Origin of the sequence: Bradyrhizobium sp. SZCCHNR1098 (genome assembly GCF_032489375.1) — a bacterium.
Lineage (GTDB): Bacteria > Pseudomonadota > Alphaproteobacteria > Rhizobiales > Xanthobacteraceae > Bradyrhizobium.
Genome location: NZ_JAUEXY010000001.1, coordinates 465,731 through 489,882, shown reverse-complemented (window position 1 = coordinate 489,882; position 24,152 = coordinate 465,731). Strand labels below are relative to the sequence as shown.

Below are 24,152 nucleotides of genomic sequence, written 5' to 3'. Positions count from 1 at the left end.
TTTTATCAGGCGGATGTCGGCTTAGCTACTGCGGGATAGCGCCCCGTACGCCTGATCTCGGGCCATGGTGAGCGGATTTCAAGACCGGGTCGGGCAGGGCAGGGACCCGGTAATTGTATCCCGACGCCTGAGCGCCTAAATCAGGGCATCAACCAGGGATCCCCCATGCACGCATCCTCGAACGAGCCCACCGTCTGGCACGGCACCACGATTCTGACCGTCCGCAAGGGGGGCAGGGTGGTGATCGGTGGCGACGGCCAGGTCTCGATCGGCCAGACCGTGATCAAGTCCAATGCCAAGAAGGTGCGCAAGCTCGGCAAGGGCGACGTCATCGGCGGCTTCGCCGGGGCCACCGCCGACGCCTTCACCCTGTTCGAGCGGCTGGAGAGCAAGCTCGAGCAATATCCGGGGCAGCTGACCCGGGCGGCGGTCGAACTCGCCAAGGACTGGCGCACCGACCGCTATCTGCGGCGGCTCGAAGCCATGATGATCGTGGCCGACAAGGAGGTCTCGCTGGTGCTGACCGGGACGGGCGACGTCCTGGAACCGGAGTCCGGCGTGATGGCGATCGGCTCCGGCGGCAACTATGCGCTTGCGGCGGCGCGTGCGCTGATCGACACCGACAAGGACGCCGAGAGCATCGTCCGCCGCTCGCTCGACATCGCCGCCGACATCTGCGTCTACACCAACCGCAACATCACCATCGAAGCATTGTCGGCCGAGTAGACCATGACCGCGGACGAGATCGGCGCCCCGTCCCGGCGGTCGTCCGGACCCTGGCTCATCCCGGTGCTCGGTCTGCTGGCGCTGCAGGCCGCACTGTTGTTCGCGATGGGCCGGCTGCCGATCTGCGCCTGCGGCACCGTCAAGCTGTGGCATGGCGTGGTGCAGAGCTCGGAGAACTCCCAGCATCTCACCGACTGGTACACGTTCTCCCACATCATTCACGGCTTCTTGTTCTATGCGCTGACCATGCTGGTGGTGCCGCGGCTGCCCTGGCAGGGGCGGCTGATCCTGGCGATGCTGATCGAGGGCGCCTGGGAGCTGGTCGAGAACTCCAGCTTCATCATCGAGCGCTATCGTGCCGCCACGATCTCGCTGGACTATTTCGGCGACAGCATCGTGAACTCCGTCGGCGATACGCTGGCGATGATGACCGGCTTCCTGCTGGCGCGGGTGCTGCCGTTCTGGCTGACCGTCGTGATTGCAGTCGCGCTCGAGATCGGGGTGGGCCTGCACATCCGTGACAACCTGACCCTGAACATCTTGATGCTGATCTATCCAACCGAGGCGATCCGGCAGTGGCAGGCCGGACCTCCGCTCCTGTGACGGCGGAAATCCGGCTTGCCCTCATCCCCGTCCGACCCTAGCTAGAGCCTCATGACAGACTTTTCACCCCGCGAAATCGTCTCCGAACTCGACCGCTACATCGTCGGCCAGGCCGACGCCAAGCGGGCGGTGTCCATTGCGTTGCGCAACCGCTGGCGCCGGTTGCAGCTCGATGCAGGCCTGCGCGAGGAGGTGCTGCCGAAGAACATCCTGATGATCGGGCCGACCGGCGTCGGCAAGACCGAGATCGCGCGGCGGCTGGCCAAGCTCGCGGGCGCGCCGTTCCTGAAGGTCGAGGCGACCAAGTTCACCGAGGTCGGCTATGTCGGCCGTGACGTCGAGCAGATCATCCGCGATCTCGTCGAGGTCGCGATCGTCCAGGTGCGCGAGCGCAAGCGCAAGGACGTCGCCGCCCGGGCCCAGCTTGCCGCCGAGGAGCGCGTGCTCGATGCGCTGGTCGGCGCCAGCTCCAGCGCCGCCACCCGCGACTCGTTCCGCCGCAAGCTGCGCGCCGGCGAGCTGAACGACAAGGAGATCGAGATCGAGACGCAGTCGTCCGGCGGTGGCCTTCCGATGTTCGAGATCCCGGGCATGCCGGGGGCGCAGATGGGCGCGATCTCCATCGGCGACATCTTCGGCAAACTCGGCGGCCGCACCAAGACGCGGCGCGTCACGGTCGAAGCCTCGCACGACATCCTGATCGCGGAAGAGTCCGACAAGCTGCTCGACAGCGACCAGCTGGTGCAGGAGGCGATCAGCGTGGTCGAGAACAACGGCATCGTGTTCCTCGACGAGATCGACAAGATCTGTGTGCGCGAGAACCGCGCAGGCGGCGACGTCTCCCGCGAGGGCGTGCAGCGCGACCTGCTGCCGCTGATCGAGGGCACCACGGTCTCGACCAAGCATGGCGCTGTGAAGACCGATCACATCCTGTTCATCGCGTCGGGCGCGTTCCACATCGCCAAGCCATCGGACCTCTTGCCGGAGTTGCAGGGCCGGCTGCCGATCCGCGTCGAGCTGCAGGCGCTGACGCGCGACGACATGCGCCGCATCCTGACCGAGCCGGAGGCGTCGCTGATCAAGCAATATGTCGCGCTGATGAAGACCGAGGGCGTGACGCTCGACATCACCGACGATGCGATCGACGCGCTCGCCGACATCGCGGTCGCGGTCAACTCCACGGTCGAGAACATCGGCGCGCGTCGGCTGCAGACCGTGATGGAGCGCGTCCTCGACGACATCTCCTTCACGGCCTCCGACCGCAGCGGCGAGACCATGCGGGTCGACGCCGCCTTCGTGCAGCAGCACATTGGCGATCTCGCCAAGAACACTGATCTCAGCCGGTTCATTTTGTAGAGGCTGCGCTTTGTCGCGACAGCCTTCGCGCCGGCGTAACGTCGCACTCCGCTGTCGTCCCCGCGAACGCGGGGACCCATAACCACCAAAGCTGATCGTGACTCAAGATGACGGCTCCAGCCTTGCCTCACCGCGGACAGCGGTGGTTATGGGTCCCGGCTCAAGGCCGGGACGACAATGCTGGATGTGACACGGACCTCCTGAACATCGCGGACGCCTCATGACCGGCGCCTACAACAAACACTGGCAGGCGATGCTCGCCGTCAACGCCGCCGTGATGCTCGGCGTCTTCCTGCACAAGCTCACGCTGCCGCCCTACATCCCCTACATCCACCTGCTGGTCGACTATCACCACGGCTTCATCAAGCGCACGCTGGTCGGCGCCATCGTCGGACTGTTCACGGCGAAGGTGCCGGTGTGGCTGGTGTTCGCAATCGGCGGCAGCGTCTGGCTGATCACGCTCGCTCTGTACCTGAAGCTGTTCCAACGCACCTTTGGTTTTGATCGCGCGCAGCTGCCGCTGTTCGTCTTCACGGCGGGGTCGCCGTTCGTCTTCAAGAACTTCCTGTTCACGCTCGGTCATTTCGACATCTATGGCTGTCTCGGCGTCATCATCCTGTTGCTGGTCCCGGCGAGCTCACTCGGCTACGTCCTGCTCGCCACGCTCATCTCGGCGGTGCTGGTGCTGATCCATCACATCCATCTGCTGATGTATGTGCCCACCATCGTCGCCATCGTCGTGCTGCGCTGCTATCTGGCCCGCCCCATCGCCCGGCTCGACCTTGCCGTGGGCGCAAGCGCGCTGCTCGGCCTCGGCATCCTGTTCCTAGCCGCGCAATTCCTCGGAACCATGCCGCTGCCCGAAGCCGATTTCGTAAGTTATTTGCAGACACGAATGGCCGATCCATCGCGCACCGAGCTGCTTCAGTTCGCCTATGTCTGGTACCAGCCGCTGTCCAAGGAAGTGCAGGACACCTGGGCGCGCATGCCGTCCAATCTGCTCGGCGTGCCCGTATATGCGCTGCTGCTCTGGCTGCATGCACCGCTATGGAGCTACTACAGAGATCTTGTCGGCGCATTGGAAGAGCGGCGCCATCGCCAGATCGTCATCGCCGCGCTGATCTTCATCAGCCTCGCCTACGTCGTGATGTTCGCGATGGTGTTCGACTATTCGCGCTGGATCTCGAGCTGGGTCGTTTGCATGGTGATGATGCTGCACGCGGTGAAGACGCTTCCCGCGACCAAGCCGATTGCACCGATTGATCCCGACGATCGCAGGACCACGATCCTGGGCTGGATCGTCACCGCCGTGCCGCGCGTCGGCATCATCCGGCCGTTCTGAGCCTCAGCCTCTTGGGCGCCTGATACGGACGTAGAGCGCGCCGGCGCCGCCATGTCCGACATGGGCCTCCTCGAAGCCGACGATCAGCGAGCGGAATTCCGGCAGGCTCAGCCAATGTGGCACCTGGCGCCGGAGCACGCCGCGTTCAGGGTCCGCGCCGATGGTGCCCTTGCCGGTGATGACGAGCACGAAGGTCAGCCCATCATGCTGCGCGCGATGCAGGAAATGATGCAGCGCTTGGTGCGCCCGGCTCTGGGTCATGCCGTGCAGATCGAGCCGCGCATCGATCTCATTGCGGCCGCGCGACAGTTTCGAACGCTCCTTCCGGCCGAGCGAAACCAGCGGCGGTATCGCTGGCCGGACAGGTTTCGAAGCGGCAACCGGCGCGACCGGCCGCTGCGTCATCGCGGGTTTGTCTGGCTGCGGTTCGGACGTCGTCATCGGCGGATGCAGCCGCACCGGACGCTGTGTCTTGCGCAGCGGCCTGACTTGTCGCGCGACCGTTTCCCACAGCGTGCGCTCGTCCTCGGAAAGGCCGCGCTTGCGACGGCCGCGCGGCGGCTCGGGATCATGCGACATGGAAACGGCTTGTCATCGGCGGTTGCGGTGGCGTCTGCCATAGCGCAATCGGCGGATATTGCGATCACTTTCGAGTCGCGGTCGGGCCTCCGGCAGGGGCACTGGCTGTGGGGCCACCACGTTCTGCGCCACCGTGGTCGCGGATTTTGCGACGGCGATCACGGAGCTAGCTGCGACGGGAGCAGCGGCCTTTGAATCCTTGGCCGCGGAGGGCGCCGCCGCCGTCTTGGCCTGGTCCTGCTCCTTCGCTTGATCTTTGGCAGGCTCCTTCGCTGCCTGCTTCGGCAGCGCTTGCGGAAACAGCTTGGCGATCTTCTCCGACGGACGCGCATCCGGCAGCGGCATCTTGCGGCCACGCGCGACCGGATCGAGGCTCTTCGGCACCAGCATCACGAACTGGATGCTGTGCTTGAGGCGGCCGGAGACCTTGCCGGCGTCCGGTCCCGCGCCGAAGTAGAGATCGGCGCGCGCAGGTCCGACGATCGCCGAGCCCGTATCCTGGGCAATCATCAGCCGGTGGAAAGCCGTCTTCGACTTCTCGGATTCGATCGGCAACTCGCCGGTGATGAAGAACGGCGTGCCATAGACGTGCAGCGACTTGTCGACCGCAATCGAGCGGCCCGGAGTCAGCGGGATGCCCTGGGCGCCGACGGCCTCGTCCTTCTCCGACAGCTGCACCTCGCGGAAGAAGATGTAGGAGCGGTTGGTCCGTCGCAGTTCGTTGGCACCTTCCGGGTTCTGCTCCATCCAGTCGCGGATGCGCTGCATCGACATCTGCTCGCGCGGAATGATGCCGCGCTCGATCAGGACACGGCCGACCGGCGTATAGGGATGGCCATTATAGGCATCGTAGTTGATGCGGACGGTCGAGCCGTCGTCGAGACTGATGCGCGCGGATCCCTGGATCTGGGCAAACAGCAGGTCCGTCTGGTTCCTCAGCCACGCGATCTCCAGGCCGCGGCCCTCGATGGCGCCGTCCTCGATCTCCGCGCGGTAGTAATAGGGGACCAGCTTGCGCCGTCCGATCTTCCGGTAGACGGGACCCTTGTTGGGCAGACTCGTCGCGTCCTGCTTGAAGCCGCGAACGAACAGATTGGAGGGGCGGCGATAGACCGGAACGTTGTAGACCTCGTTCTGGGTCCGCGAGCCGTCGATCACGGGTTCGTAGTAGCCGGTGACGAAGCCGTCGGCATCGCCGAGCTTGGAGATCTTCAGCGGCTCGAAGTGCCGTTCGAAGAACGCCCTCGCTGCAGCATTGTCGGCAAGATCGGCGGACCGCGCATCGCGGCAAGGATCACGCAGGGAATCGCCTAGCGCCTTGGCGTCCGGCGTGACATCCGTCTTGGCGGCGATCGGCCTGCAACTGGCGCGGAACGTCCGGTACGCCGCGAGCTGATCATCGTCGTTCCAGCCGGGCACGTCGTTCCAGGCCAATGGCAGGTACTGGCTGTTGTTGATTTCGAGCGGCCAGTCGAGCTGGGGGTAGGGCAGGTGGCGCACCGATGCCGCCGGGGTCCGGTGGCGCGAGCGCACCGCCTCGGCCGCGTAAGGGGCGAGCGCCACGGCAACGACGCTCAAGGCGAGCGCCGATGTCCAGTACTTCACGCGATGAGCGGTGAAACCCCGCTTCCAAATTTCGCGAACCATGCTTGCACCATCAAAGTACCACTCAACGCGAAGTTCGGAAAAAACGGGATTCTAAAAAATCGACGTCACAATTCAAGAATGCGCCTCGTCGTTCTCCTGACGCAGCCGGCCGACACCGAGAGCGGTGCCCTCCAACGTAACGCCGGCGGCGGCAACCTATTCCATCAATGGCTGCCAGTGCCGACCAGCTTCCAGTTCGGATCGCGCGAGCCGGTGTCGCGGGCGAAAGTCCAGATGTCGGTGATGTCGGCCACCTTGTCCGGATTGCCGTCGACGATGTTGCCCATCTTGTCGCGTGTCACCGAGATCATCTGCGAGACGAAGCGGACCGTGACCTGCGCGGTGCGGTCGCGCAGCTCGGCACCGACCAGCTCGGCGGTATCGATGGAGACGAAGCGGGTTTCGGTCTTCTGCTCCTGCTTCTCGCGCTCCTTGATGACGGCGTCGAAGCTCTCATAGACCTCGGACGACAGCAGGTCGCGCAACGCGCGGCGATCGCCATTGGCAAACGCCAGCACGATCATCTCGTAGGCGCTGCGCGCACCGGTCAGGAAATGGCGCGGGTCAAACGATGAGTCATCGGCGACGATCGCGTCGAGGCCGCGCGCGAGCGGCGTGCCCGGCTCGGCCAAGCCGCGCCAGCGATCGCCCGCCGCCGGCATCTCGCCGCCGGGGACCGAAGCCGAGGGGTCGACGGGCTTGTTGGGAACCGGCATAACGTGGTTGTCCGGCGCACCCTGGACCGCGTTTCTGGCGGCGTGATCGAACGGCGTCCGCTCGCTTCCGGTGCGCTGCCCGAGCACGGCGCGCAGGCGCACGAAGATGAAGACCGCCAACGCCAGGAAGATGATGGTATAAATGTCCACGTCGTGTTCGCTTTCTGACCTGTCGAGCCGAACGCGGAGCCCGGCCACCGGACACCCGTTCTACAGGATCCAGGTAAAGACCCGTGAATCCCTCGGTCGACCCGGATGTAGTCATCGAATTGGGCCCGGCCAATGGCACATTGTGGCGTAGCGATCCTAACCCTTTTCCTTCTCAAGGGGAAATCCGATCGACCCCTGATTGGAACGGGGTAGGCCGGTCGCTGGTTCCGCCCGGGGGCCGATGCGACAAATAGAGGCATGCCGGCCGGATCAATCCTTTGCCTCGGCCTTTTGCGGCGTCCGTGGCTCGTCCTTGTGGAACAAGCCGGCCCTATGGTAGCCACGCGCCGCAACGACCCGCCCTTTTTGCCTGGAGAACACTGCGATGACCAACGGTAACGGCGCCACTCCCGAGGCGGCTGCTCCTCCTCAACTGAACGTGCTGGCCCAATACATCAAGGATCTCTCGTTCGAGAATCCGAACGCTCCGCAGTCCCTGGCACCGCAGGGCCAGCCGCCGCAGATCAATATCCAGATCAATGTCGGCGCCAACGCGCTGAATGACACGGAATACGAGGTGACGCTGACGATCGAGGGCAAGGCCGAGAGCGGCAGCCAGGTGATGTTCAGCTTCGAGCTGGTCTATGGCGGCGTGTTCCGGCTGGTCAACATTCCGCGCGAGAACCTGTCGCCGATGCTGCTGATCGAATGCCCGCGCCTCTTGTTCCCGTTCGCCCGCGAGATCGTCGCCAACTCGGTGCGCGACGGCGGCTTCCCGCCGCTGATGCTGGACCCGGTCGATTTCGTTGGCCTGTACCGCCAGAACATGGAGCGCCAGGCAGCGGCCCAGGGCGGCCAAGTGCTGTCGAGCTGATCTGGTTCAGCTTTACGATTGATGTTTGCAGGGCGTGATCCGCTGCCGATCCGGCGGATCACGTGCCGGCGAGAAACTCCATCCAGATCGGCTTGTCGCCGAGGGTGGCGATGAAGGCGCGATGCGCCTCTCGCTCCGCATCCGTGACACGTGGCAGAAGCGGCTGCTCGCGCTGACGGCGCGCCGTATCGCCGGCCCCCCCGATGCGGATCTCCTGGCTGTCCTGGGTCAGGATCAGCTGCGACTGCCGCGCCCCGACCAGATCGACATAGACCTCCGCCAGCAGTTCGGCGTCGAGCAACGCGCCGTGCTTGGTGCGGCGTGAGTTGTCGATCGCATAGCGTGAGCAGAGGTCGTCGAGGCGGTTCGACACGCCAGGATGCTTGCGACGTGCGAGCAGCAGCGTATCGACCAGACGATCCCTGGGAATGGCCGCGCGCTTGACCCGGTCGAGCTCGGCATTGATGAAGCCGATGTCGAACGAGGCGTTGTGGATCACCAGCGGGGCATCGCCGATGAATTCCAGGAACTCCTCCACGATCTCGTGAAACAGCGGCTTGTCCGCCAGGAACTCGCTCGACAGTCCGTGAACCGCGAACGCCTCCGCCGGCATGTCGCGTTCGGGGTTGATGTAGCGGTGGTAGACTTGGCCGGTGGGCATGCGGTTGATGATCTCGACACAGCCGATCTCGACCAGGCGGTCGCCGCGCAGAGCGTCGAGGCCGGTGGTTTCGGTGTCGAGAACGATCTCACGCATCTGATCAGATCCGTCGAATTCCGCGCCGCCGGCGTTCGCGAATCAGCCCCGGCGCTGCGGCATTCTAACGACCTCCGCCAGGATGTCGCGGATGCGTGCCCGCACCGGATCGAGCCCGTGCGAGGTATCCACGACGAAATCGGCGCGCTTGCGCTTCTCGGCATCCGGCATCTGCCGTGCGAGCAGCGCATCGAGCGCTTCTTCCGTCATCGTGCCGCGCGCCAGAATGCGCTGACGCTGGATCTCGGGCGCGGTCGACACCACCACCACGGCATCGACGCGCTTGTCGCCGCCGGTCTCGAACAGCAAGGGGACATCGACGACGGCAACGGGCACGCCGGACTGCTCGGCGTCGTCGAGAAACTTCTGATGATAGGAGCGCAGCATCGGATGCACGATCGCTTCGAGCCTGCGGATCGCGGCGGGATCGCCGACGACCTTGGCCGAGAGCCTGGCCCTATCCACCTTGCCGTCCACCGTCGTCCCAGGAAATTCGGCTTCGATCGCCGGCGCGGCTTCGCCTTCATAGACCTTATGAACGGTCGCGTCGGCGTCGTAGACCGGCACGCCGGCTTCCGCGAACAGCTTTGCGGTCGTCGACTTGCCCATGCCCATCGAGCCGGTCAGACCCAGCACTCTCATCCGCGGTCACTCCCCCTTACGCATGGCTGCGGTCGGCATCAGATCCTGAGCAGCTTCGCTTCGCGAAAATAGGCGAGCAGCGGCAACAGCGGCAGGCCGAGTATGGTGAAGTGATCGCCGTCGATCCGGTCGAACAGGTGCACACCGAGCCCTTCCAGCTGATAGGCGCCGACGCTGGATGTGACGGCTTCGCCGGCGACATCGAGATAGGCCGCGATCTCGGTTTCGGTGAGGGCGCGCATCGTCATCCAGGCAATTGCGACGTGCGAGAACAGCACCTCACCGTTGCGGACCACGGCAATGGCCGAGTGCAGCGCATGGGTGCGCCCGCCCAGCGCCAACAGTTGCTGCATGGCATGCTGGCGGCCGGCTGGCTTGTTGAACATGCGCTCACCCAATGCGAGCGTCTGATCCGCGCCCACCACATATGAATTGGGCCTGCTTGCCGAGACCGCAGCGGCCTTTGCGTTGGCAAGGTGTAACGCGATCTCGTAGGGCGCCACCAGGCCGGCTTCGGCCTGCACCGCGCGTTCGTCGATATCGGCCGGAAGGGCCTCGCACGCGAGGCCTGCGTTCGCGAGCAGCATCCGCCGCGCGCGGCTTTGCGATGCCAGAATGAGAGGCTCGTCACTGCACCAGATGGACATTGATCCGCTCACTAGTCCGGAAGCCGCTGCCGCTGCCGGTCGGTATAGAGTTTCAGGATCGCGGCGGCCGTCTCCTCGATCGAGCGCCGCGTCACGTCGAGCATGACCCAGTTGAACTTCGCACTCAGCTTGCGTGCATAGGCGACCTCGTCCGTCACCGACTGCTTGTCGACATAGTTCTCATTGCCGGATTCCGCACCCATGCTGAGCAGGCGATTCTGCCGCACCTGGATCAGCCGCTCCGGGGTCGCATGCAGGCTGACGACCAGCGGCTTCTTCAATGTCTCGAGCTGATGCGGGATCGGAATGCCCGGGACCAGCGGCACGTTGGCGGTGCGCACGCCGCGGTTGGCGAGATAGATCGAGGTCGGAGTCTTCGACGTCCGGCTGACGCCCACCAGCACCACTTCGGCGTCTTCGAGGCCGTCGACCATCTGCCCGTCATCGTGGAGCATCGTGTAGTTCAGCGCATCGATGCGGGCGAAATATTCGGCATTGAGCACATGCTGCGCACCGACGCGGCCGGCGGTCGATGCGCCGAGATAGGCCTCAAACAGCTGCATCACCGGACCGATGATCGACAGGCTCGGGATGTTGATCTGCTGGCACTTGCCTTCGAGCCGGCTGACCAGGTCCTTCTCGAGCAGGGTGAACAGCACGATGCCGGGGGCTTCCTCGATCTCGTCGAGCACACGGTCGAGCTGCTTCTGGCTGCGAACCAGCGGGTACACGTGCTCGACGGGGGTCACGTTGGTGTACTGCGCGGCGACCGCTCGCGCGACCGTGATCAAGGTTTCGCCCGTCGAATCGGAAACCAGATGCAGGTGAAAGTAATTGCCGGTGGTGGGCATCAAATCCTTAACGATCTGTGAATCCCTGTGAAGGATGGGACCAAAAAGCAGCCTCGGACCGCTCCCTTTGTATAACCCCGATAGTTCTGCACATGGTCGCCGTCCGGGACAGCGCCAGACAGCAGCGCGATGATATCGGGACGAGGTCGGTTTGTCTCTGGATAAGCTGTCGAAGGATTTCGGCAAGCGTTTGAATCACATTGAACTCTGCGGCGATCCGGCGTGTGCAGCTCACATGTTGAGGGATGTGAACAAGCTGCGGGCACACTGCGGATGACATTGCATGAGTCCAATCCACCGCTACCTAGACTCAAACCTTAAGATTCTAAAATTATTTGGTTTGGAGGGGACTGAGCGAGCGGATATGTCTCGGCACGCAAGCTGATCACCAGCCGAGAGGATCACGCGTCTCCGATGTATGAGTGGATCAAGGCCCTGCACGTCATCGCCGTCATCGCGTGGATGGCCGGCATGCTGTATCTGCCGCGGCTGTTCGTCTATCATTGCGACACCGAGATCGGCTCGAAGCAGTCCGAGACGTTCAAGGTCATGGAGCGGCGCCTGCTCAAGGCGATCATCAATCCGGCGATGACCGTGACGTGGCTTGCCGGGCTCTATCTGGTCTGGGCCGGCCACTGGTATACCAGCGGTTGGTTTCATGCCAAGTTTCTGCTGGTGCTGATCATGTCCGGAGTCCACGGACTGTTCACCCGCTGGGTCAGGGAATTCGGCGCCGACAAGAACACCCGCAGCCAGAAATTCTACCGTTACATCAACGAGGTACCAACGGTACTGATGATAGGCATCGTGATTCTCGTGATCGTCAAGCCGTTCTGACCGTTTCCCTCGGAATACCGCTGCGCTGCAGACGCCTTGCAGACGCCGGCGCGATTTTCTATATTGTAGATATCCCACCCCACGCAGGCGGATGTGGTTGCGTTCCGGCTTGACCGGCCGCCGCATCAGGTCTGGTGCCTCATCGGCGCCAACCTTGCTCAGACCTGCGGACCTCATTTTCGTCCGCCTTCCCACAGCCACCTCGCATCCCTCCCAAGTCGCTTCCACAGGACCACCCCAATGCGGGAAATCAAACTACAGGACCTCAAGTCAAAGACGCCGGCCGAGCTCGTCTCCTTCGCGGAGGAAAACGGGGTCGAGAACGCCAGCACGATGCGCAAGCAGGAGCTGATGTTCGCCATCCTCAAACAGCTTGCGATCCAGGAAATCGACATCATCGGCGAGGGCGTCGTCGAGGTGCTCTCCGATGGCTTCGGCTTCCTCCGCTCGCCCGATGCCAACTACCTGCCGGGTCCCGATGACATCTACGTCTCGCCCTCGCAGATCCGCCGCTTCGGGCTGCGCACCGGTGACACCATCGAAGGCCACATCCGCAGCCCGAAAGAGGGCGAGCGTTATTTCGCGCTGCTCAAGGTCAACACGCTGAACTTCGAGGATCCCGAGAAGTCCAAGCACAAGGTCAATTTCGACAATCTCACGCCGCTGTTTCCGGACGAGCGCTTCCGGCTCGAGCTCGAGGATCCGACCCGCAAGGATCTGTCGCCACGCGTGATCGACATCGTCGCGCCAATCGGCAAGGGCCAGCGCGCGCTGATCGTCGCGCCGCCGCGCACCGGCAAGACGGTGCTGATGCAAAACATCGCGCACTCGATCACGGCCAATCATCCCGAGTGCTACCTGATCGTGCTGCTGATCGACGAGCGTCCGGAAGAAGTCACGGACATGCAGCGCTCGGTGAAGGGCGAGGTCGTGTCCTCGACCTTCGACGAGCCGGCGGCGCGTCACGTCCAGGTCGCGGAGATGGTGATCGAGAAGGCCAAGCGCCTGGTCGAGCACGGCCGCGACGTCGTCATTCTGCTGGACTCGATCACCCGTCTCGGCCGCGCCTACAACACCGTCGTGCCGTCATCCGGTAAAGTGCTGACCGGCGGTGTGGACGCCAACGCGTTGCAGCGGCCGAAGCGCTTCTTCGGCGCCGCCCGCAACATCGAGGAAGGCGGCTCGCTGACCATCATCGCGACCGCTCTGGTCGATACCGGCAGCCGCATGGACGAGGTCATCTTCGAAGAGTTCAAGGGCACCGGCAACTCCGAGCTCATCCTTGACCGCAAGGTCGCGGACAAGCGGACCTTCCCGGCGATCGACATCGCCCGCTCCGGCACCCGCAAGGAAGAGCTCATCACCGAGCCGCAGAACCTCAAGAAGATGTACGTGCTCCGCCGCATCCTCAATCCGATGGGCACGATGGACGCGATCGACTTCCTGCTCGACAAGCTCCGCAGCACCAAGAGCAATGCCGAGTTCTTCGAATCCATGAACACCTGATCGCGCCACGGTCTCGATTTGGAAAGGGCGCTCTTTGGAGCGCCCTTTTTGTTTGACTTGTTTGTCGCTGCGCCCGGCGAGAAGTCCTCGATGCTTATCCGCCCGCCATGGTTCGTCGGCGTAAAGCATGCCGCTGCAAACCGATTGTCTTTCGCTGCCGGTGAGCCCAACTGAGGATCATGCATCCTCACGACCAGACCATCTTCGCGCTGTCCTCCGGACGCCTGCCGAGTGCGATTGCGATCGTCAGACTCTCCGGGTCTCACGCCGGTATCGCCCTTCAGATGCTTGCGGGGAAACTGCCGCTGCCGAGGATGGCGACGCGCGCCTTGCTGCGGGATGGCAATGGCGAACCAATCGACGATGCCGTCGTGCTGTGGTTTCCCGGCCCGGCCAGTGCCACCGGCGAAGATGTTGCCGAGCTGCATGTCCATGGCAGCCGCGCCGTCATCGCGGCGGTGTTCTCGGTCCTGTCGGCGATGCCGCAGATGCGCCCTGCCGAGCCGGGCGAGTTCACGCGGCGGGCGTTCGAGAATGGCAAGATCGATCTGACCGAAGCCGAAGGCCTCGACGATCTCATTCATGCCGACACGGATCGGCAGCGGCGCCAGGCGTTGCGCCAGCTCAAGGGCCTGCTGGGTGACAAGGCGCGGGGCTGGCGTGAGCAGATCATCGAAGCTACGGCGCTGATCGAAGCCGGGATCGATTTTGCCGATGAAGGCGACGTGCCGACCGAGCTGATGGCGCCGGCGCTATCGCGGATTGAACAGCTCCTGGCGGAGATCGAGGCCGTGTTCTCGGCGCAGGGCCGGGCCGAGCGGCTGCGCGATGGCCTGACGGTCGTCATCGCCGGACCTCCAAACGCGGGCAAGTCGACCTTGATGAACCAGCTGGCCCGACGTGAGGTGGCGATCGTCTCGCCTCATGCCGGCACCACGCGCGACGTCATCGAGATCCAGCTCGATCTCCAAGGCTATCCCGTCACGGTGATCGATACCGCGGGGATCCGGGAGACGGACGACCCCGTGGAGCAGGAGGGTGTGCGCCGGGCCCGGGATCGGGCTGCGCAGGCCGATCTCGTGCTGTGGCTGTCCGAGGATAATCAGCCGGAGGCAGAGCGTCGAAGCGAGGTGCCTGTCTGGCTGGTCCGGAACAAGATCGATCTGCCGAGACCGCAGGAGACAGCCACGGCGACGGTGCAGGGTGATGCTCCCGTCTTTGCGATCTCGGCCAGAACCGGAGCAGGGGTGGCCGGCCTGCTGGAGGCTCTGATAGCCTTCGCCCGTGATTTCTTCGGATCGACCGAGAATGGCCTGATCACCCGGGAGCGGCAACGAGCCCTGCTCAATGAGACCGTGGCGGCGCTTCGTCGGAGCGTTACGGCTGTTGATCTCGGTGAGGAGCTTGCCGCGGAGGAGCTGCGGATCGCCGCACTGGCGCTTGGGCGTCTGTTGGGGCGGGTCGATGTCGAGGATGTGCTGGACGTGATCTTCCGCGAGTTCTGTATCGGAAAGTAGTAGCGTCAAGAGCCTCGGCGCACGCAGATATGCTTAATGAAATGTTGCTTGGTTAACTGATCGTCAATCGTTTCACGTGAAACAGGGTAGAGCCCTCGTTGGACGTTTCACGTGAAACAAGTCCCAGATGGCACCGATGCTGTTTCACGTGAAACATCTCCCTCCCTGCCCGACGGTGGCGAATGTTTCACGTGAAACGTCTTCCGAGCGTTGTCCGCACGCGCTAGATAAGCCACATGAGCGAGCATCTGACATCCTACGACGTCATCGTCATCGGTGGCGGCCACGCTGGCTGTGAAGCTGCGGCGGGCGCGGCGCGCATGGGTGCCCGAACCGCCCTGATCACGCATCAGTTCGCGACCATCGGCGCCATGTCCTGCAATCCGGCCATAGGTGGGCTGGGGAAGGGACATCTGGTTCGCGAGGTTGATGCTCTCGACGGGCTGATGGGTCGCGTCGCCGATGTTGGCGGTATCCAGTTTCGGGTTCTGAATCGCCGGAAGGGGCCGGCCGTTCGAGGTCCACGCGCCCAAGCCGACCGCAAGCTCTACGCTGCCGCGATGCAGTCGGCGATCCGGGAGACCGCGAATCTCGCCGTCATTGAAGGCGAGGCGGACGAACTTATCGCTACCGGCGGGCGGGTGGCGGGGTTGCGGCTGACTGACGGCCGGACCTTCATCTCTGGCGCCGTCGTTATCACGACCGGCACGTTTCTGCGTGGTCTGATCCACCTGGGTGAGAGGACCTGGCCGGCCGGCCGGGTCGGCGAAGCGCCGGCGCTGGGGCTGTCCCGGTCTCTCGAAGCCATCGGATTTCGGCTCGGGCGGCTCAAGACCGGCACGCCGCCGCGTCTGGATGGATCGACGATCGACTGGACAGCGGTCGAGATGCAGCCCGGCGACGATCCGCCGGAGCCGTTCTCCGTCCTGACCGACAGGATCACCACCCCGCAGATCCAGTGTGGGATTACCCGAACGACGACCGCGACCCATGAGGTGATCCGCGCCAACGTCCATCGCTCGCCGATGTACTCCGGCCAGATCAAGTCGACCGGGCCGCGCTACTGTCCGTCGGTTGAGGACAAGATCGTCCGCTTCGGTGATCGCGACGGTCACCAGATTTTCCTGGAGCCGGAAGGGCTCGACGACACCACCGTCTACCCGAACGGTATCTCGACCTCGTTGCCCGAGGAGGTCCAGCTCGCGCTGCTGCCGACCATCCCGGGCCTCGAGCGCGTCCGGATGATCCGACCGGGCTATGCGATCGAGTACGACCACGTCGATCCACGCGAGCTGGAGCCAACGCTCCAGACCAAGCGGATGAGGGGCCTGTTCCTGGCGGGTCAGATCAACGGCACGACCGGCTACGAAGAGGCTGCCGCCCAGGGTCTGGTAGCCGGGCTCAATGCGGCGCTCGCGGCGGGCGGCGGCGAGTCGATCGTGTTCGATCGTGCCGACGGCTATCTCGGCGTGATGATCGATGATCTCGTCACGCGAGGGATCACCGAGCCGTATCGGATGTTCACCTCGCGCGCGGAGTATCGGCTAACCCTCCGGGCGGACAATGCGGACCAGCGACTGACCGACAAGGGCATCGCGCTCGGCTGTGTCGGCAATGATCGCGCGCGTTTCCATCGAACCAAGATGGATGCGTTGGAGGCTGCCCGTTCGATGGCGAGGTCGCTGACGATCACGCCCAACGAGGCGGCGAAGCATGGCCTCACGCTCAACAAGGATGGCCAGCGCCGCTCGGCCTTCGATCTGATGGCCCATCCGGAGATCGGCTTCTCCGAGGTGGGAGCGATCTGGCCGGAGCTCGGTGCGATCGATCCCGCCATCGCCGTCCATCTGGAGATCGATGCCAAATATGATGTCTATGTCCGCCGCCAGAGCGAGGACGTGGATGCCTTCCGGCGCGATGAGGGCTTGGTGCTCGGTGGGGTCGATTATGCGCTCGTCCCGGGTCTTTCGAATGAGGCGCGGGCGAAGCTGACGGCAGCCAAGCCGTGGACGATCGGACAGGCGGGCCGGATCGATGGGATGACTCCGGCGGCGCTCGGGATCCTTGCGGCCTATCTCCGTCGAGAAGCACGTCGCAGCAAGGCCACCGGCTGAGGCGTTTCACGTGAAACAGGCATCGCCAGCGGTGGCATCCAAGATGATCGAATCGGACAAGGCGGCAGCGCTCGCGCTGACTCCCGTTTCACGTGAAACGGAGCAACGCCTCGATCGCTATGTCGCATTGCTGCTGGAATGGCAGGCGAAGACCAATCTGGTCGCGCCGTCGACCTTGCCCCATCTCTGGACGCGCCACATCGCCGATTCGTTGCAGCTTCTCGATCTCGCGCCCGACGCCAGGATCTGGATTGATCTGGGCAGCGGCGGCGGCTTTCCCGGCGTCGTGCTTGCTTGCGCTTTGGCCGATCGGCCGGGTGCACAGATTCACTTGGTCGAGCGCAACGCCAAGAAGGCAGCGTTCCTGCGCGAAGCAATTCGCGTCACCGGCGCTCCGGGGATCGTGCATTTGTCAGAGATCGGGGATATCGTGGAGAAGTGGAGCGGGCGAGTCGATTGCGTGACCGCACGCGCGCTGGCTCCGCTACATCAGCTCATCGGCTTTGCGGAGCCCTTGGTGAAAAAAGGCGCGAAAGCGCTGTTTCTCAAGGGTCAAGATGTAGAAGCGGAATTGACCGAATCTACTAAGTATTGGAAAATTGAGTCGAAACTTCACTCCAGCCGGACGGGCGGGCAGGGCTGGATCGTCGCAATCGATTGCATCGAGCGACAGAGCTGAATTCCGTCAAGACGACAACCAATGGCGATCGCGCATGGCCGTAATTGATCAGATTTATCAAGAAGATAGAGCCCCGCACCCGGAGGGGCATCCGCGCATCCTGGCGCTCGCCAATCAGAAGGGCGGGGTCGGCAAGACCACGACCGCGATCAACCTCGGTACGGCGCTGGCAGCGATCGGCGAGCGGGTGCTGATCGTCGACCTCGATCCGCAGGGCAACGCCTCGACCGGGCTCGGCATCGACCGCGGCAGCCGCAACTGCTCGACCTATGACGTGCTGATCGGCGAGGCCTCGCTGCGCGACGCCATCGTTGCGACGGCCGTGCCGCGGCTGCACATCGCCTCCTCGACGATGGACTTGTCGGGTCTCGAGCTCGAGCTCGGCTCCACCGCCAACCGCGCCTTCCGTCTGCGCGATGCGATCGCCGGCCTCAACAACAACGTCTCGCCGGAGAACGACTACACCTACGTGCTGGTCGATTGTCCGCCGTCGCTGAACCTGCTGACGGTCAATGCAATGGCCGCGTCCGACGCGATCCTGGTGCCGCTGCAGTGCGAGTTCTTCGCGCTCGAAGGTCTGTCGCAGCTGCTGCAGACCGTGGAGCAGGTGCGCTCGACCCTGAACCCGAACCTCTCGATCCACGGCATCGTGCTGACGATGTTCGACTCGCGCAACAACCTGTCGAACCAGGTCGTCGCCGACGTCCGCCAGTTCATGGGATCGAAGGTCTACAACACGATGATCCCGCGCAACGTGCGCATCTCGGAAGCGCCGTCCTACGGCAAGCCGGTGCTGGTCTACGACTTGAAGTGCGTCGGCAGCGAGGCCTATCTCAAGCTCGCGACCGAAGTCATTCAGCGCGAGCGTGACCTGCGCACGAACTGACTTTGCCTCTGCTCCGGGGGACCTCGTCGCCCGGATCTCATTCGAGGACGGCAGCGGATTCCGAAATGAATCCGTTCCCTCGTTCATTGTGCCGACGGGACCGATCGGCAGCAGACGCAAGCGGAGCGTGACGTGAATCCAAAGGAGAAGGCGATGGCCGACGAGTCGCGATCGCGATTGGGCCGGGGTCTCGCAAGTCTGATCGGTGACGTCGGCCGCGAGGCCGGCGCGCCGCCGGAGCGGCCGCGCAATCAGCGCAAGGTGCCGATCGAATTCCTCAAGCCGAATCCGCGCAATCCGCGCAAGACGTTTTCCGACGGCGAGCTCGCCGAGCTCTCGGCCTCGATCAAGCAGCACGGCGTGATCCAGCCGATCGTGGTGCGTCCGGTGAAGGGCCAGCACGACCGCTACGAGATCATCGCCGGCGAGCGGCGCTGGCGCGCCTCGCAGGCCGCCGGCCTGCACGAGGTGCCGATCGTTCCGGTCGATGTCAGCGACAGCGATGCCCTGGAGCTCGCGATCATCGAGAACGTGCAGCGCGAGGATCTCAATCCGATGGAGGAGGCGCAGGGCTATCACGCGCTCGCCAACGAGTTCAAACGCAACCAGGAAGACATCGCCAAGATCGTCGGCAAGAGCCGCAGCCACGTCGCCAACATGATGCGGCTGACCAAACTGCCGGCCGAGGTGCAGGGCTTCATCGCGACCGGACAGATCTCGGCCGGTCATGCGCGTGCGCTGATCAACCTGCCGGATCCGATGTCGGCGGCGAAGAAGATCATCGCGGAAGGATTGAACGTCCGCCAGACCGAGGCGCTCGCGCACGAGGAGGGCGTGCCGGAACGCAAGCCGCAGAAGCCACGCAGCTCTGGGGGCAGTGCGCCGGCGGAGAAGAAGGACGCCGACACCATCGCGCTGGAGAAGCGCGTCGGCGATGCGCTCGGCCTTTCGGTGTCGATCAGCCACCGCGACCCCGGCGGCACGGTGCAGATCACCTACCGCAGCCTCGAGCAGCTCGACGAGGTGATGCGGCGGCTGGAGCAGGGTTAGGCTGTTAGGTCGTAATTGCGGTCCCGTTGTCGAGATACTTCCGACGAACTCCCGTCAGCTTTGTTGTGACGTCCTCACCACATCGTCATGGCCGGGCTTGACCCGGTCATCCATCTTTCGATGGTACTCGCTCCAAGAGGATGGCTGCCCGGGTCAAGCCCGGGCACGACGAGTTACTCATTAGGCGACGGGTACGACCAGTGCGTCCTGGTCACGGTTGCCTCTGGTGATCTCGAAACTCTTCTCCGTCATTCCGGGGAGTGCGCAGCACGAACCCGGAATCCATCTCTCGGCAGATCGCTTGGCCCGATGGATTCCGGGCTCGCCGCGCTGGCGCGCGTCGCCCCGGAATGACGTCGGAGATTGGAGCAAGGCCGCAGGCCCACTCATCCCTTGCGCCGCGCGTTCACCGCGATCGACAGCAGCGTTCGCTGCGCGATGGCTGCGGCGAGGCCCGGCTGCTTGCGCATGTCGAGGGCGGCGGTGGCGAGCTGATCGATGATCGGCAGCAGCCGCGCCGGAGAGAAATTGCGCAGCGCCGTCTCGGCGCTCGGCTTTCGTGAGAAATGCAGCCGCGGAAAACCGCCTTCGAGAATGGCCGACACGGGCGTGCCGGATGCGACGGCAAGGGCCGATTTGTGCAGCCATGCCGCATGTCGCTGCGCAGCGGAGATGATGACACCGGGATAGGTGCCGGCGATCATGGCCTTGCCGAACTCGGTCTCGACCATTTCGGGCTTGCCGCCGAAGGCGCCGTCGACGATCGGGTCGAGCTTCATCTCCGAGGCATCGGCGACCACCGCCATCACATGGTCGAGCGTCACCTCGCCCTCGCCATGGGCGAACAAGGTCAGCTTGCGCAGCTCGTTGCGCGAGGCCTGGCGGTCGCCGCCCAGCAGGGCCATCAGCGAGGCGCGAGCGTCGGGCGCGATGCGCAGGGCCGCGATGCGCAATTCGTCGTCGATCAGCTTGGCGAGATCGCGCTCGGTGTCCGGGTAGCAGCCGATCGCGACCGCCGTTTTGGCCTTCTCGCAAATCTTGCGCAGTGGCGAATCGGGGCGGATGTCGCCGGCCTCGATGACGATGCGGCAGTCCCGTACATTCATCTCGCAGAGCGTCTCGACGCCGCTGGCGAAATTGCGCGAGCCGGCGCGCACCCGGATGGCCCGCCGGCCGCCGAACAGCGGCACCGTCATGGCTTCGTCGACGAGGCGCGACGGTTCCGCGGAGAGCTCGTCACCGTCGAGCCTGACCACGGAGAAGGGATCATCGGGGTTGTCGACGGCCGACGCGATAAGGGCCTCGGCGCGCTCGCGGACCAGGCCCGTATCCGGGCCGTACAACAGGATCAGCGGCCGGGCGGCGTCCGGTTTGGCCAGGAAGGCATCGATGTCTCGTCCGCGCAGCGCGACCACGGCGATGTCAGCCGTGCGTCAGGTGCCGGCGGTGAAATAGGCCGCGAGCCGCGTCTTGATCTTCTCGGCGACTTCCTCGGAGGCGCGATCCTCGGCATCACGGAAGGCGCGCTGGCGGGCGAAGCGCTGGTATGAGCCGGGGATGTCGTAGGAGGTACGCGCGAAGGTCGTACCGGTCATGACCGACTTGTTGGTCGCCAGCTCGACCAGATTGTACTGTACGTCGACGCCGACATTCTCGGTGGTCGGCAGGCCGGTCGTCTGCGAGACGATCAGCGAGGACCGGCTGGTCTGCAACCGCAGCACCAGCTTGTGGGTCGGGGCCGTGCCGGTCGCGGTGCCGTAGAGCTTGAATGCGAGCGCGTTGCGGATACCGACGCCAATGCGCGCCTCGGGGGAGGCGTTCGGCTTGTCGACCGGCGGCAGCTCGATGCCCATCAGCTTGTCGCGCAGGGCAGGGGTGCCGTCGGCGTGCTCCGCGTACATCGGCTGGAAGCAGCCGGCCGTCAGCCCGGCCAAGGCGGCCACGGCAACGAGGCGTGCAGCGATCCGAAACCTAGCCGACGACATTCACGATCCTCTTGGGAACAATGATCACCTTGCGAACGGCCTTGCCGTCCAGCGCTAGTTTTACTGCATCGAGGGCCAAAACGGCAGACTCAATTTCCGGATTCTGCGCGTTGCTGGCGACTGTGACTTCTCCGCGCTTCTTGCCGTTGACCTGGACGACCAGGGTCATGCTGTCCTCAACCAGCAAATCGCGTTCGATTTGCGGCCAGGAGGCCTCCGAGATCAGGCCAGTCTGGCCCAGCACCTGCCAGCATTCCTCGGCCAGATGCGGCATCATCGGCGAGATCAGCTGCACCAGGATGCCAGCGGCCTCGCGAATCGCCCAGGCCAGGTCCGGCGCCGGCGTCGTCGGCCGGCCCAGCACCTCGGCCAGCGCGTTGGCGAATTCGCGGATGTGCGCCAGGCAGACGTTGAAATGCAGCCGCTCGATGCCGCCGGTCACCTTGTCGAGAGCGCCATGCGCGGCCTTGCGCAGCGCCAGCGCGTCTGCGCCGAAGTCGGAGGGACGGGAGGAGGGGGCCTCCTGGCTTGCTGCGACCGATTCGTTGACCAGCCGCCACAGCCGCTGGACGAAGCGCGCCGCGCCCTGCACCCGCTCGTCGCTCCAGATCACGTCGCGGTCCGGCGGCGAGTCCGACAGCATGAACCAGCGCGCGACGTCGGCGCCGTAGCTCTCGATGATGTCGTCGGGGTCGACGGTGTTCTTCTTCGATTTCGACATCTTCTCGATCGGGCCGATCGTGATGTCCTCGCCGGTGGCGGCCAGCACCGCGCGGCGGCCGTTGCCGCCGACCTCGATCTTGACCTCGGCCGGATTGACGTAGGTGCCATCGGCCTTCTGGTAGGTCTCGTGGACCACCATGCCCTGCGTGAACATGCCGGCGAACGGCTCGTCCATGGCGACGTGGCCGGTGGCCTTCATCGCGCGCGTGAAGAACCGGCTGTAGAGCAGATGCAGGATCGCGTGCTCGACGCCGCCGATATACTGGTCGACCGGCATCATCCGGTTGGCGACGGCAGGCGTCGTCGGCGAGGCCTCGTTCCACGGATCGGTGAAGCGCGCGAAGTACCAGGACGAATCGACGAAGGTGTCCATGGTGTCGGTTTCGCGGGTCGCCTTGGCTCCGCAGTTCGGGCAGGTGACGTTCCTCCAGCTCGGGTGGTGGTCGAGCGCATTGCCGGGCTTGTCGAAGGTGACGTCGTCCGGCAGCACGACGGGCAGGTCCTGCGCCGGCACCGGCACCACATCGCATTTGGGGCAGTGGATCACCGGGATCGGGCAGCCCCAATAGCGCTGGCGCGAGATGCCCCAGTCGCGCAGGCGGAAATTGACCTGGCGCTCGCCGACCGGCGCGCCGCCGCGCGGCTCGCTCTCGAGCCGCCTGGCGACCTCGTCCTTGGCCTGCGCGATCGTCATGCCGTCGAGGAAGCGCGAATTGATCAGGCGGCCGTCGCCGTCGAACGCGGTGTCGGTGATGACGAAGCTCGCTGGGTCCTGGCCCTCGGGGCAGACCACCGGGACATTGCCGAGGCCGTATTTGTTGACGAAGTCGAGGTCGCGCTGGTCATGCGCCGGGCAGCCGAAGATGGCGCCGGTGCCGTACTCCATCAGCACGAAATTGGCGACATAGACCGGCAAGGTCCAGCTCGGATCGAACGGGTGCACGGCGCGGATGCCGGTGTCGAAGCCCTGCTTCTCCGCGGTGTCGATCGCCTCCTGCGCGGTGCCGATCCGCTTGATCTCGGCGATGAACGCGGCGAGCTCCGGGTTCTTCGCCGCCGCGGCCTGGGCCAGCGGATGGTCGGCCGAGATCGCCATGAACTTGGCGCCGAACAGCGTGTCCGGCCGGGTCGTGAAGATCTTCAATTCGGTCTCGCCCGCAGGCGTCGTCGCCGGATCCAGCGCAAAACGGATCAGCAGGCCTTCCGAACGGCCGATCCAGTTGCGCTGCATCAGCCGCACCTTGTCGGGCCAGCGGTCGAGACCATCGAGCGCGTCCAGCAGCTCCTGCGAGTACTTCGTGATCTTGAACACCCACTGGTTCATCTCACGCTGTTCGACCACCGCACCGGAGCGCCAGCCGCGACCGTCGATGACCTGCTCGTTGGCGAGCACGGTCATGTCGACCGGATCCCAGTTCACCTTGCGCTTCTCGCGCTCGACCAGCCCCGCCTGCATGAAGTCGAGGAACATCTTCTGCTGGTGCTTGTAGTAGGACGGATCGCAGGTCGCGAACTCGCGCGCCCAGTCGAGCGACAGCCCGATCGAGCGCAGCTGCTTCTTCATCGCGGCGATGTTGTCGTAGGTCCACGCCTTCGGCGCCACCTTGCGCTCGATCGCGGCGTTCTCCGCCGGCAGGCCGAACGCATCCCAGCCCATCGGGTGCAGGACGTTGAAACCCTTGGCGCGCATGAAGCGGGCCAGCACGTCGCCGAGCGTATAATTACGGACGTGGCCGATATGGATGCGTCCCGACGGATAGGGAAACATCTCGAGCACGTAGTATTTCGGACGCGGATCGTCGTTCTTCGTGGCGAAGATCGCCTTCTCGTCCCACTGGCGCTGCCAGCGCGGCTCGGCTTCACGGGCGTTGTAGCGTTCGGATGTCATGGAATCGCTTATAATTTTCGAGGATTCGCGTCGTTTGAAGACGGCGGACTAGGCCACAAAAGCGGCAGCCCGGTCAA

At 64.4% G+C, this 24,152-nt stretch carries 22 protein-coding genes; 12 read left to right on the top strand and 10 right to left on the bottom strand.

The genetic code is table 11. The annotated features are described in order from the left end of the window. The first annotated feature begins 165 nt into the window (after window positions 1–165). The 4 genes from hslV to QX135_RS02205 all read left to right on the top strand — a co-directional run bounded on the left by hslV (window position 166) and on the right by QX135_RS02205 (window position 4,027). Window positions 166–726 (top strand): ATP-dependent protease subunit HslV, encoded by a 561-nt coding sequence (hslV, locus tag QX135_RS02220; RefSeq protein WP_315778162.1) that lies wholly within the window; start codon window positions 166–168, stop codon window positions 724–726. A gap of 3 nt (window positions 727–729) precedes the next feature. Further along, window positions 730–1,329 carry a DUF2585 domain-containing protein gene (locus tag QX135_RS02215; RefSeq protein WP_316180691.1) on the top strand — a complete coding sequence of 200 codons (600 nt, stop codon included), beginning with the start codon at window positions 730–732 and terminating at the stop codon, window positions 1,327–1,329. A gap of 51 nt (window positions 1,330–1,380) precedes the next feature. Next, window positions 1,381–2,685, top strand: coding sequence for an ATP-dependent protease ATPase subunit HslU (hslU, locus tag QX135_RS02210; RefSeq protein ID WP_315740425.1), 1,305 nt, complete (start codon window positions 1,381–1,383; stop codon window positions 2,683–2,685). Between the two features lie 220 nt (window positions 2,686–2,905). After that, entirely contained in the window at window positions 2,906–4,027 is a 1,122-nt protein-coding gene (locus tag QX135_RS02205) for a hypothetical protein (protein WP_316180693.1), read from the top strand. A gap of 3 nt (window positions 4,028–4,030) precedes the next feature. On the opposite strand, the gene QX135_RS02200 is transcribed toward QX135_RS02205, so the two are convergent. From QX135_RS02200 to QX135_RS02190, 3 genes are all read right to left on the bottom strand, one after another. Further along, window positions 4,031–4,606: a Smr/MutS family protein gene (locus QX135_RS02200; protein WP_316180695.1), complete on the bottom strand. Its 576-nt coding sequence runs from the start codon at window positions 4,604–4,606 to the stop codon at window positions 4,031–4,033. A 12-nt stretch (window positions 4,607–4,618) separates the two neighbouring features. Then, complete coding sequence (locus tag QX135_RS02195) at window positions 4,619–6,253, bottom strand: murein transglycosylase A (protein WP_316233920.1); 1,635 nt, start codon at window positions 6,251–6,253, stop codon at window positions 4,619–4,621. A 164-nt stretch (window positions 6,254–6,417) separates the two neighbouring features. Beyond that, window positions 6,418–7,119 (bottom strand): Tim44/TimA family putative adaptor protein, encoded by a 702-nt coding sequence (locus QX135_RS02190; protein ID WP_315740421.1) that lies wholly within the window; start codon window positions 7,117–7,119, stop codon window positions 6,418–6,420. 385 nt (window positions 7,120–7,504) lie between these two features. On the opposite strand from QX135_RS02190, the gene secB reads away from it, so the two are divergent. Further along, a complete protein-coding gene (secB, locus tag QX135_RS02185) occupies window positions 7,505–7,993 on the top strand; it encodes a protein-export chaperone SecB (protein WP_315740420.1) in 489 nt (162 codons plus the stop codon). A 58-nt stretch (window positions 7,994–8,051) separates the two neighbouring features. Here secB and dnaQ read toward each other — a convergent pair whose 3' ends face one another. The 4 genes from dnaQ to QX135_RS02165 are packed head-to-tail and all read right to left on the bottom strand — an operon-like array spanning window position 8,052 to window position 10,890. Then, window positions 8,052–8,750: a DNA polymerase III subunit epsilon gene (dnaQ, locus tag QX135_RS02180; RefSeq protein ID WP_316233919.1), complete on the bottom strand. Its 699-nt coding sequence runs from the start codon at window positions 8,748–8,750 to the stop codon at window positions 8,052–8,054. Between the two features lie 42 nt (window positions 8,751–8,792). Next, complete coding sequence (gene coaE, locus QX135_RS02175; protein ID WP_315740418.1) at window positions 8,793–9,392, bottom strand: dephospho-CoA kinase; 600 nt, start codon at window positions 9,390–9,392, stop codon at window positions 8,793–8,795. 38 nt (window positions 9,393–9,430) lie between these two features. After that, on the bottom strand, window positions 9,431–10,039 hold the full coding sequence (locus QX135_RS02170; protein ID WP_315740417.1) for a Maf family protein: 609 nt from the start codon (window positions 10,037–10,039) through the stop codon (window positions 9,431–9,433). Between the two features lie 11 nt (window positions 10,040–10,050). Next, window positions 10,051–10,890, bottom strand: a complete 840-nt coding sequence (locus QX135_RS02165; protein WP_315740416.1) for a pyruvate, water dikinase regulatory protein — start codon at window positions 10,888–10,890, stop codon at window positions 10,051–10,053. 414 nt (window positions 10,891–11,304) lie between these two features. Between QX135_RS02165 and hemJ the strand changes: the two genes are divergently transcribed. The 7 genes from hemJ (at window position 11,305) to QX135_RS02130 (ending at window position 19,479) form a co-directional block, all read left to right on the top strand. Beyond that, complete coding sequence (gene hemJ / locus QX135_RS02160; RefSeq protein ID WP_316163696.1) at window positions 11,305–11,727, top strand: protoporphyrinogen oxidase HemJ; 423 nt, start codon at window positions 11,305–11,307, stop codon at window positions 11,725–11,727. Window positions 11,728–11,967: 240 nt separating this feature from the next. Further along, window positions 11,968–13,233, top strand: a complete 1,266-nt coding sequence (rho, locus tag QX135_RS02155) for a transcription termination factor Rho (RefSeq protein ID WP_315740414.1) — start codon at window positions 11,968–11,970, stop codon at window positions 13,231–13,233. 179 nt (window positions 13,234–13,412) lie between these two features. Then, on the top strand, window positions 13,413–14,750 hold the full coding sequence (gene mnmE / locus QX135_RS02150; RefSeq protein ID WP_316180702.1) for a tRNA uridine-5-carboxymethylaminomethyl(34) synthesis GTPase MnmE: 1,338 nt from the start codon (window positions 13,413–13,415) through the stop codon (window positions 14,748–14,750). A gap of 236 nt (window positions 14,751–14,986) precedes the next feature. Further along, entirely contained in the window at window positions 14,987–16,864 is a 1,878-nt protein-coding gene (gene mnmG, locus QX135_RS02145; protein WP_316180703.1) for a tRNA uridine-5-carboxymethylaminomethyl(34) synthesis enzyme MnmG, read from the top strand. Between the two features lie 10 nt (window positions 16,865–16,874). Further along, window positions 16,875–17,543, top strand: a complete 669-nt coding sequence (gene rsmG / locus QX135_RS02140; RefSeq protein ID WP_409997749.1) for a 16S rRNA (guanine(527)-N(7))-methyltransferase RsmG — start codon at window positions 16,875–16,877, stop codon at window positions 17,541–17,543. 34 nt (window positions 17,544–17,577) lie between these two features. Further along, a complete protein-coding gene (locus QX135_RS02135) occupies window positions 17,578–18,429 on the top strand; it encodes a ParA family protein (RefSeq protein ID WP_315759087.1) in 852 nt (283 codons plus the stop codon). 153 nt (window positions 18,430–18,582) lie between these two features. After that, complete coding sequence (locus tag QX135_RS02130; protein WP_315740410.1) at window positions 18,583–19,479, top strand: ParB/RepB/Spo0J family partition protein; 897 nt, start codon at window positions 18,583–18,585, stop codon at window positions 19,477–19,479. Between the two features lie 386 nt (window positions 19,480–19,865). Here QX135_RS02130 and holA read toward each other — a convergent pair whose 3' ends face one another. From holA to leuS, 3 genes are read right to left on the bottom strand one after another with little or no spacing between them, the layout of a single operon-like run. Next, a complete protein-coding gene (gene holA, locus QX135_RS02125) occupies window positions 19,866–20,894 on the bottom strand; it encodes a DNA polymerase III subunit delta (RefSeq protein ID WP_316163693.1) in 1,029 nt (342 codons plus the stop codon). Window positions 20,895–20,912: 18 nt separating this feature from the next. After that, entirely contained in the window at window positions 20,913–21,464 is a 552-nt protein-coding gene (lptE, locus tag QX135_RS02120; RefSeq protein ID WP_315740408.1) for an LPS assembly lipoprotein LptE, read from the bottom strand. Beyond that, complete coding sequence (leuS, locus tag QX135_RS02115) at window positions 21,451–24,075, bottom strand: leucine--tRNA ligase (RefSeq protein WP_316180706.1); 2,625 nt, start codon at window positions 24,073–24,075, stop codon at window positions 21,451–21,453. The genes lptE and leuS overlap by 14 nt, the downstream gene beginning before the upstream one ends. Between the last annotated feature and the right edge of the window lie 77 nt (window positions 24,076–24,152).

Coding starts and splice junctions, on each gene's coding strand:
- hslV (WP_315778162.1), top strand. CDS start 166: ATGCACGCATCCTCGAACGAGCCCACCGTCTGGCACGGCACCACGATT.
- QX135_RS02215 (WP_316180691.1), top strand. CDS start 730: ATGACCGCGGACGAGATCGGCGCCCCGTCCCGGCGGTCGTCCGGACCC.
- hslU (WP_315740425.1), top strand. CDS start 1,381: ATGACAGACTTTTCACCCCGCGAAATCGTCTCCGAACTCGACCGCTAC.
- QX135_RS02205 (WP_316180693.1), top strand. CDS start 2,906: ATGACCGGCGCCTACAACAAACACTGGCAGGCGATGCTCGCCGTCAAC.
- QX135_RS02200 (WP_316180695.1), bottom strand. CDS start 4,606: ATGTCGCATGATCCCGAGCCGCCGCGCGGCCGTCGCAAGCGCGGCCTT.
- QX135_RS02195 (WP_316233920.1), bottom strand. CDS start 6,253: ATGGTTCGCGAAATTTGGAAGCGGGGTTTCACCGCTCATCGCGTGAAG.
- secB (WP_315740420.1), top strand. CDS start 7,505: ATGACCAACGGTAACGGCGCCACTCCCGAGGCGGCTGCTCCTCCTCAA.
- dnaQ (WP_316233919.1), bottom strand. CDS start 8,750: ATGCGTGAGATCGTTCTCGACACCGAAACCACCGGCCTCGACGCTCTG.
- coaE (WP_315740418.1), bottom strand. CDS start 9,392: ATGAGAGTGCTGGGTCTGACCGGCTCGATGGGCATGGGCAAGTCGACG.
- QX135_RS02170 (WP_315740417.1), bottom strand. CDS start 10,039: ATGTCCATCTGGTGCAGTGACGAGCCTCTCATTCTGGCATCGCAAAGC.
- QX135_RS02165 (WP_315740416.1), bottom strand. CDS start 10,890: ATGCCCACCACCGGCAATTACTTTCACCTGCATCTGGTTTCCGATTCG.
- hemJ (WP_316163696.1), top strand. CDS start 11,305: ATGTATGAGTGGATCAAGGCCCTGCACGTCATCGCCGTCATCGCGTGG.
- rho (WP_315740414.1), top strand. CDS start 11,968: ATGCGGGAAATCAAACTACAGGACCTCAAGTCAAAGACGCCGGCCGAG.
- mnmE (WP_316180702.1), top strand. CDS start 13,413: ATGCATCCTCACGACCAGACCATCTTCGCGCTGTCCTCCGGACGCCTG.
- mnmG (WP_316180703.1), top strand. CDS start 14,987: ATGAGCGAGCATCTGACATCCTACGACGTCATCGTCATCGGTGGCGGC.
- QX135_RS02135 (WP_315759087.1), top strand. CDS start 17,578: ATGGCCGTAATTGATCAGATTTATCAAGAAGATAGAGCCCCGCACCCG.
- QX135_RS02130 (WP_315740410.1), top strand. CDS start 18,583: ATGGCCGACGAGTCGCGATCGCGATTGGGCCGGGGTCTCGCAAGTCTG.
- lptE (WP_315740408.1), bottom strand. CDS start 21,464: ATGTCGTCGGCTAGGTTTCGGATCGCTGCACGCCTCGTTGCCGTGGCC.
- leuS (WP_316180706.1), bottom strand. CDS start 24,075: ATGACATCCGAACGCTACAACGCCCGTGAAGCCGAGCCGCGCTGGCAG.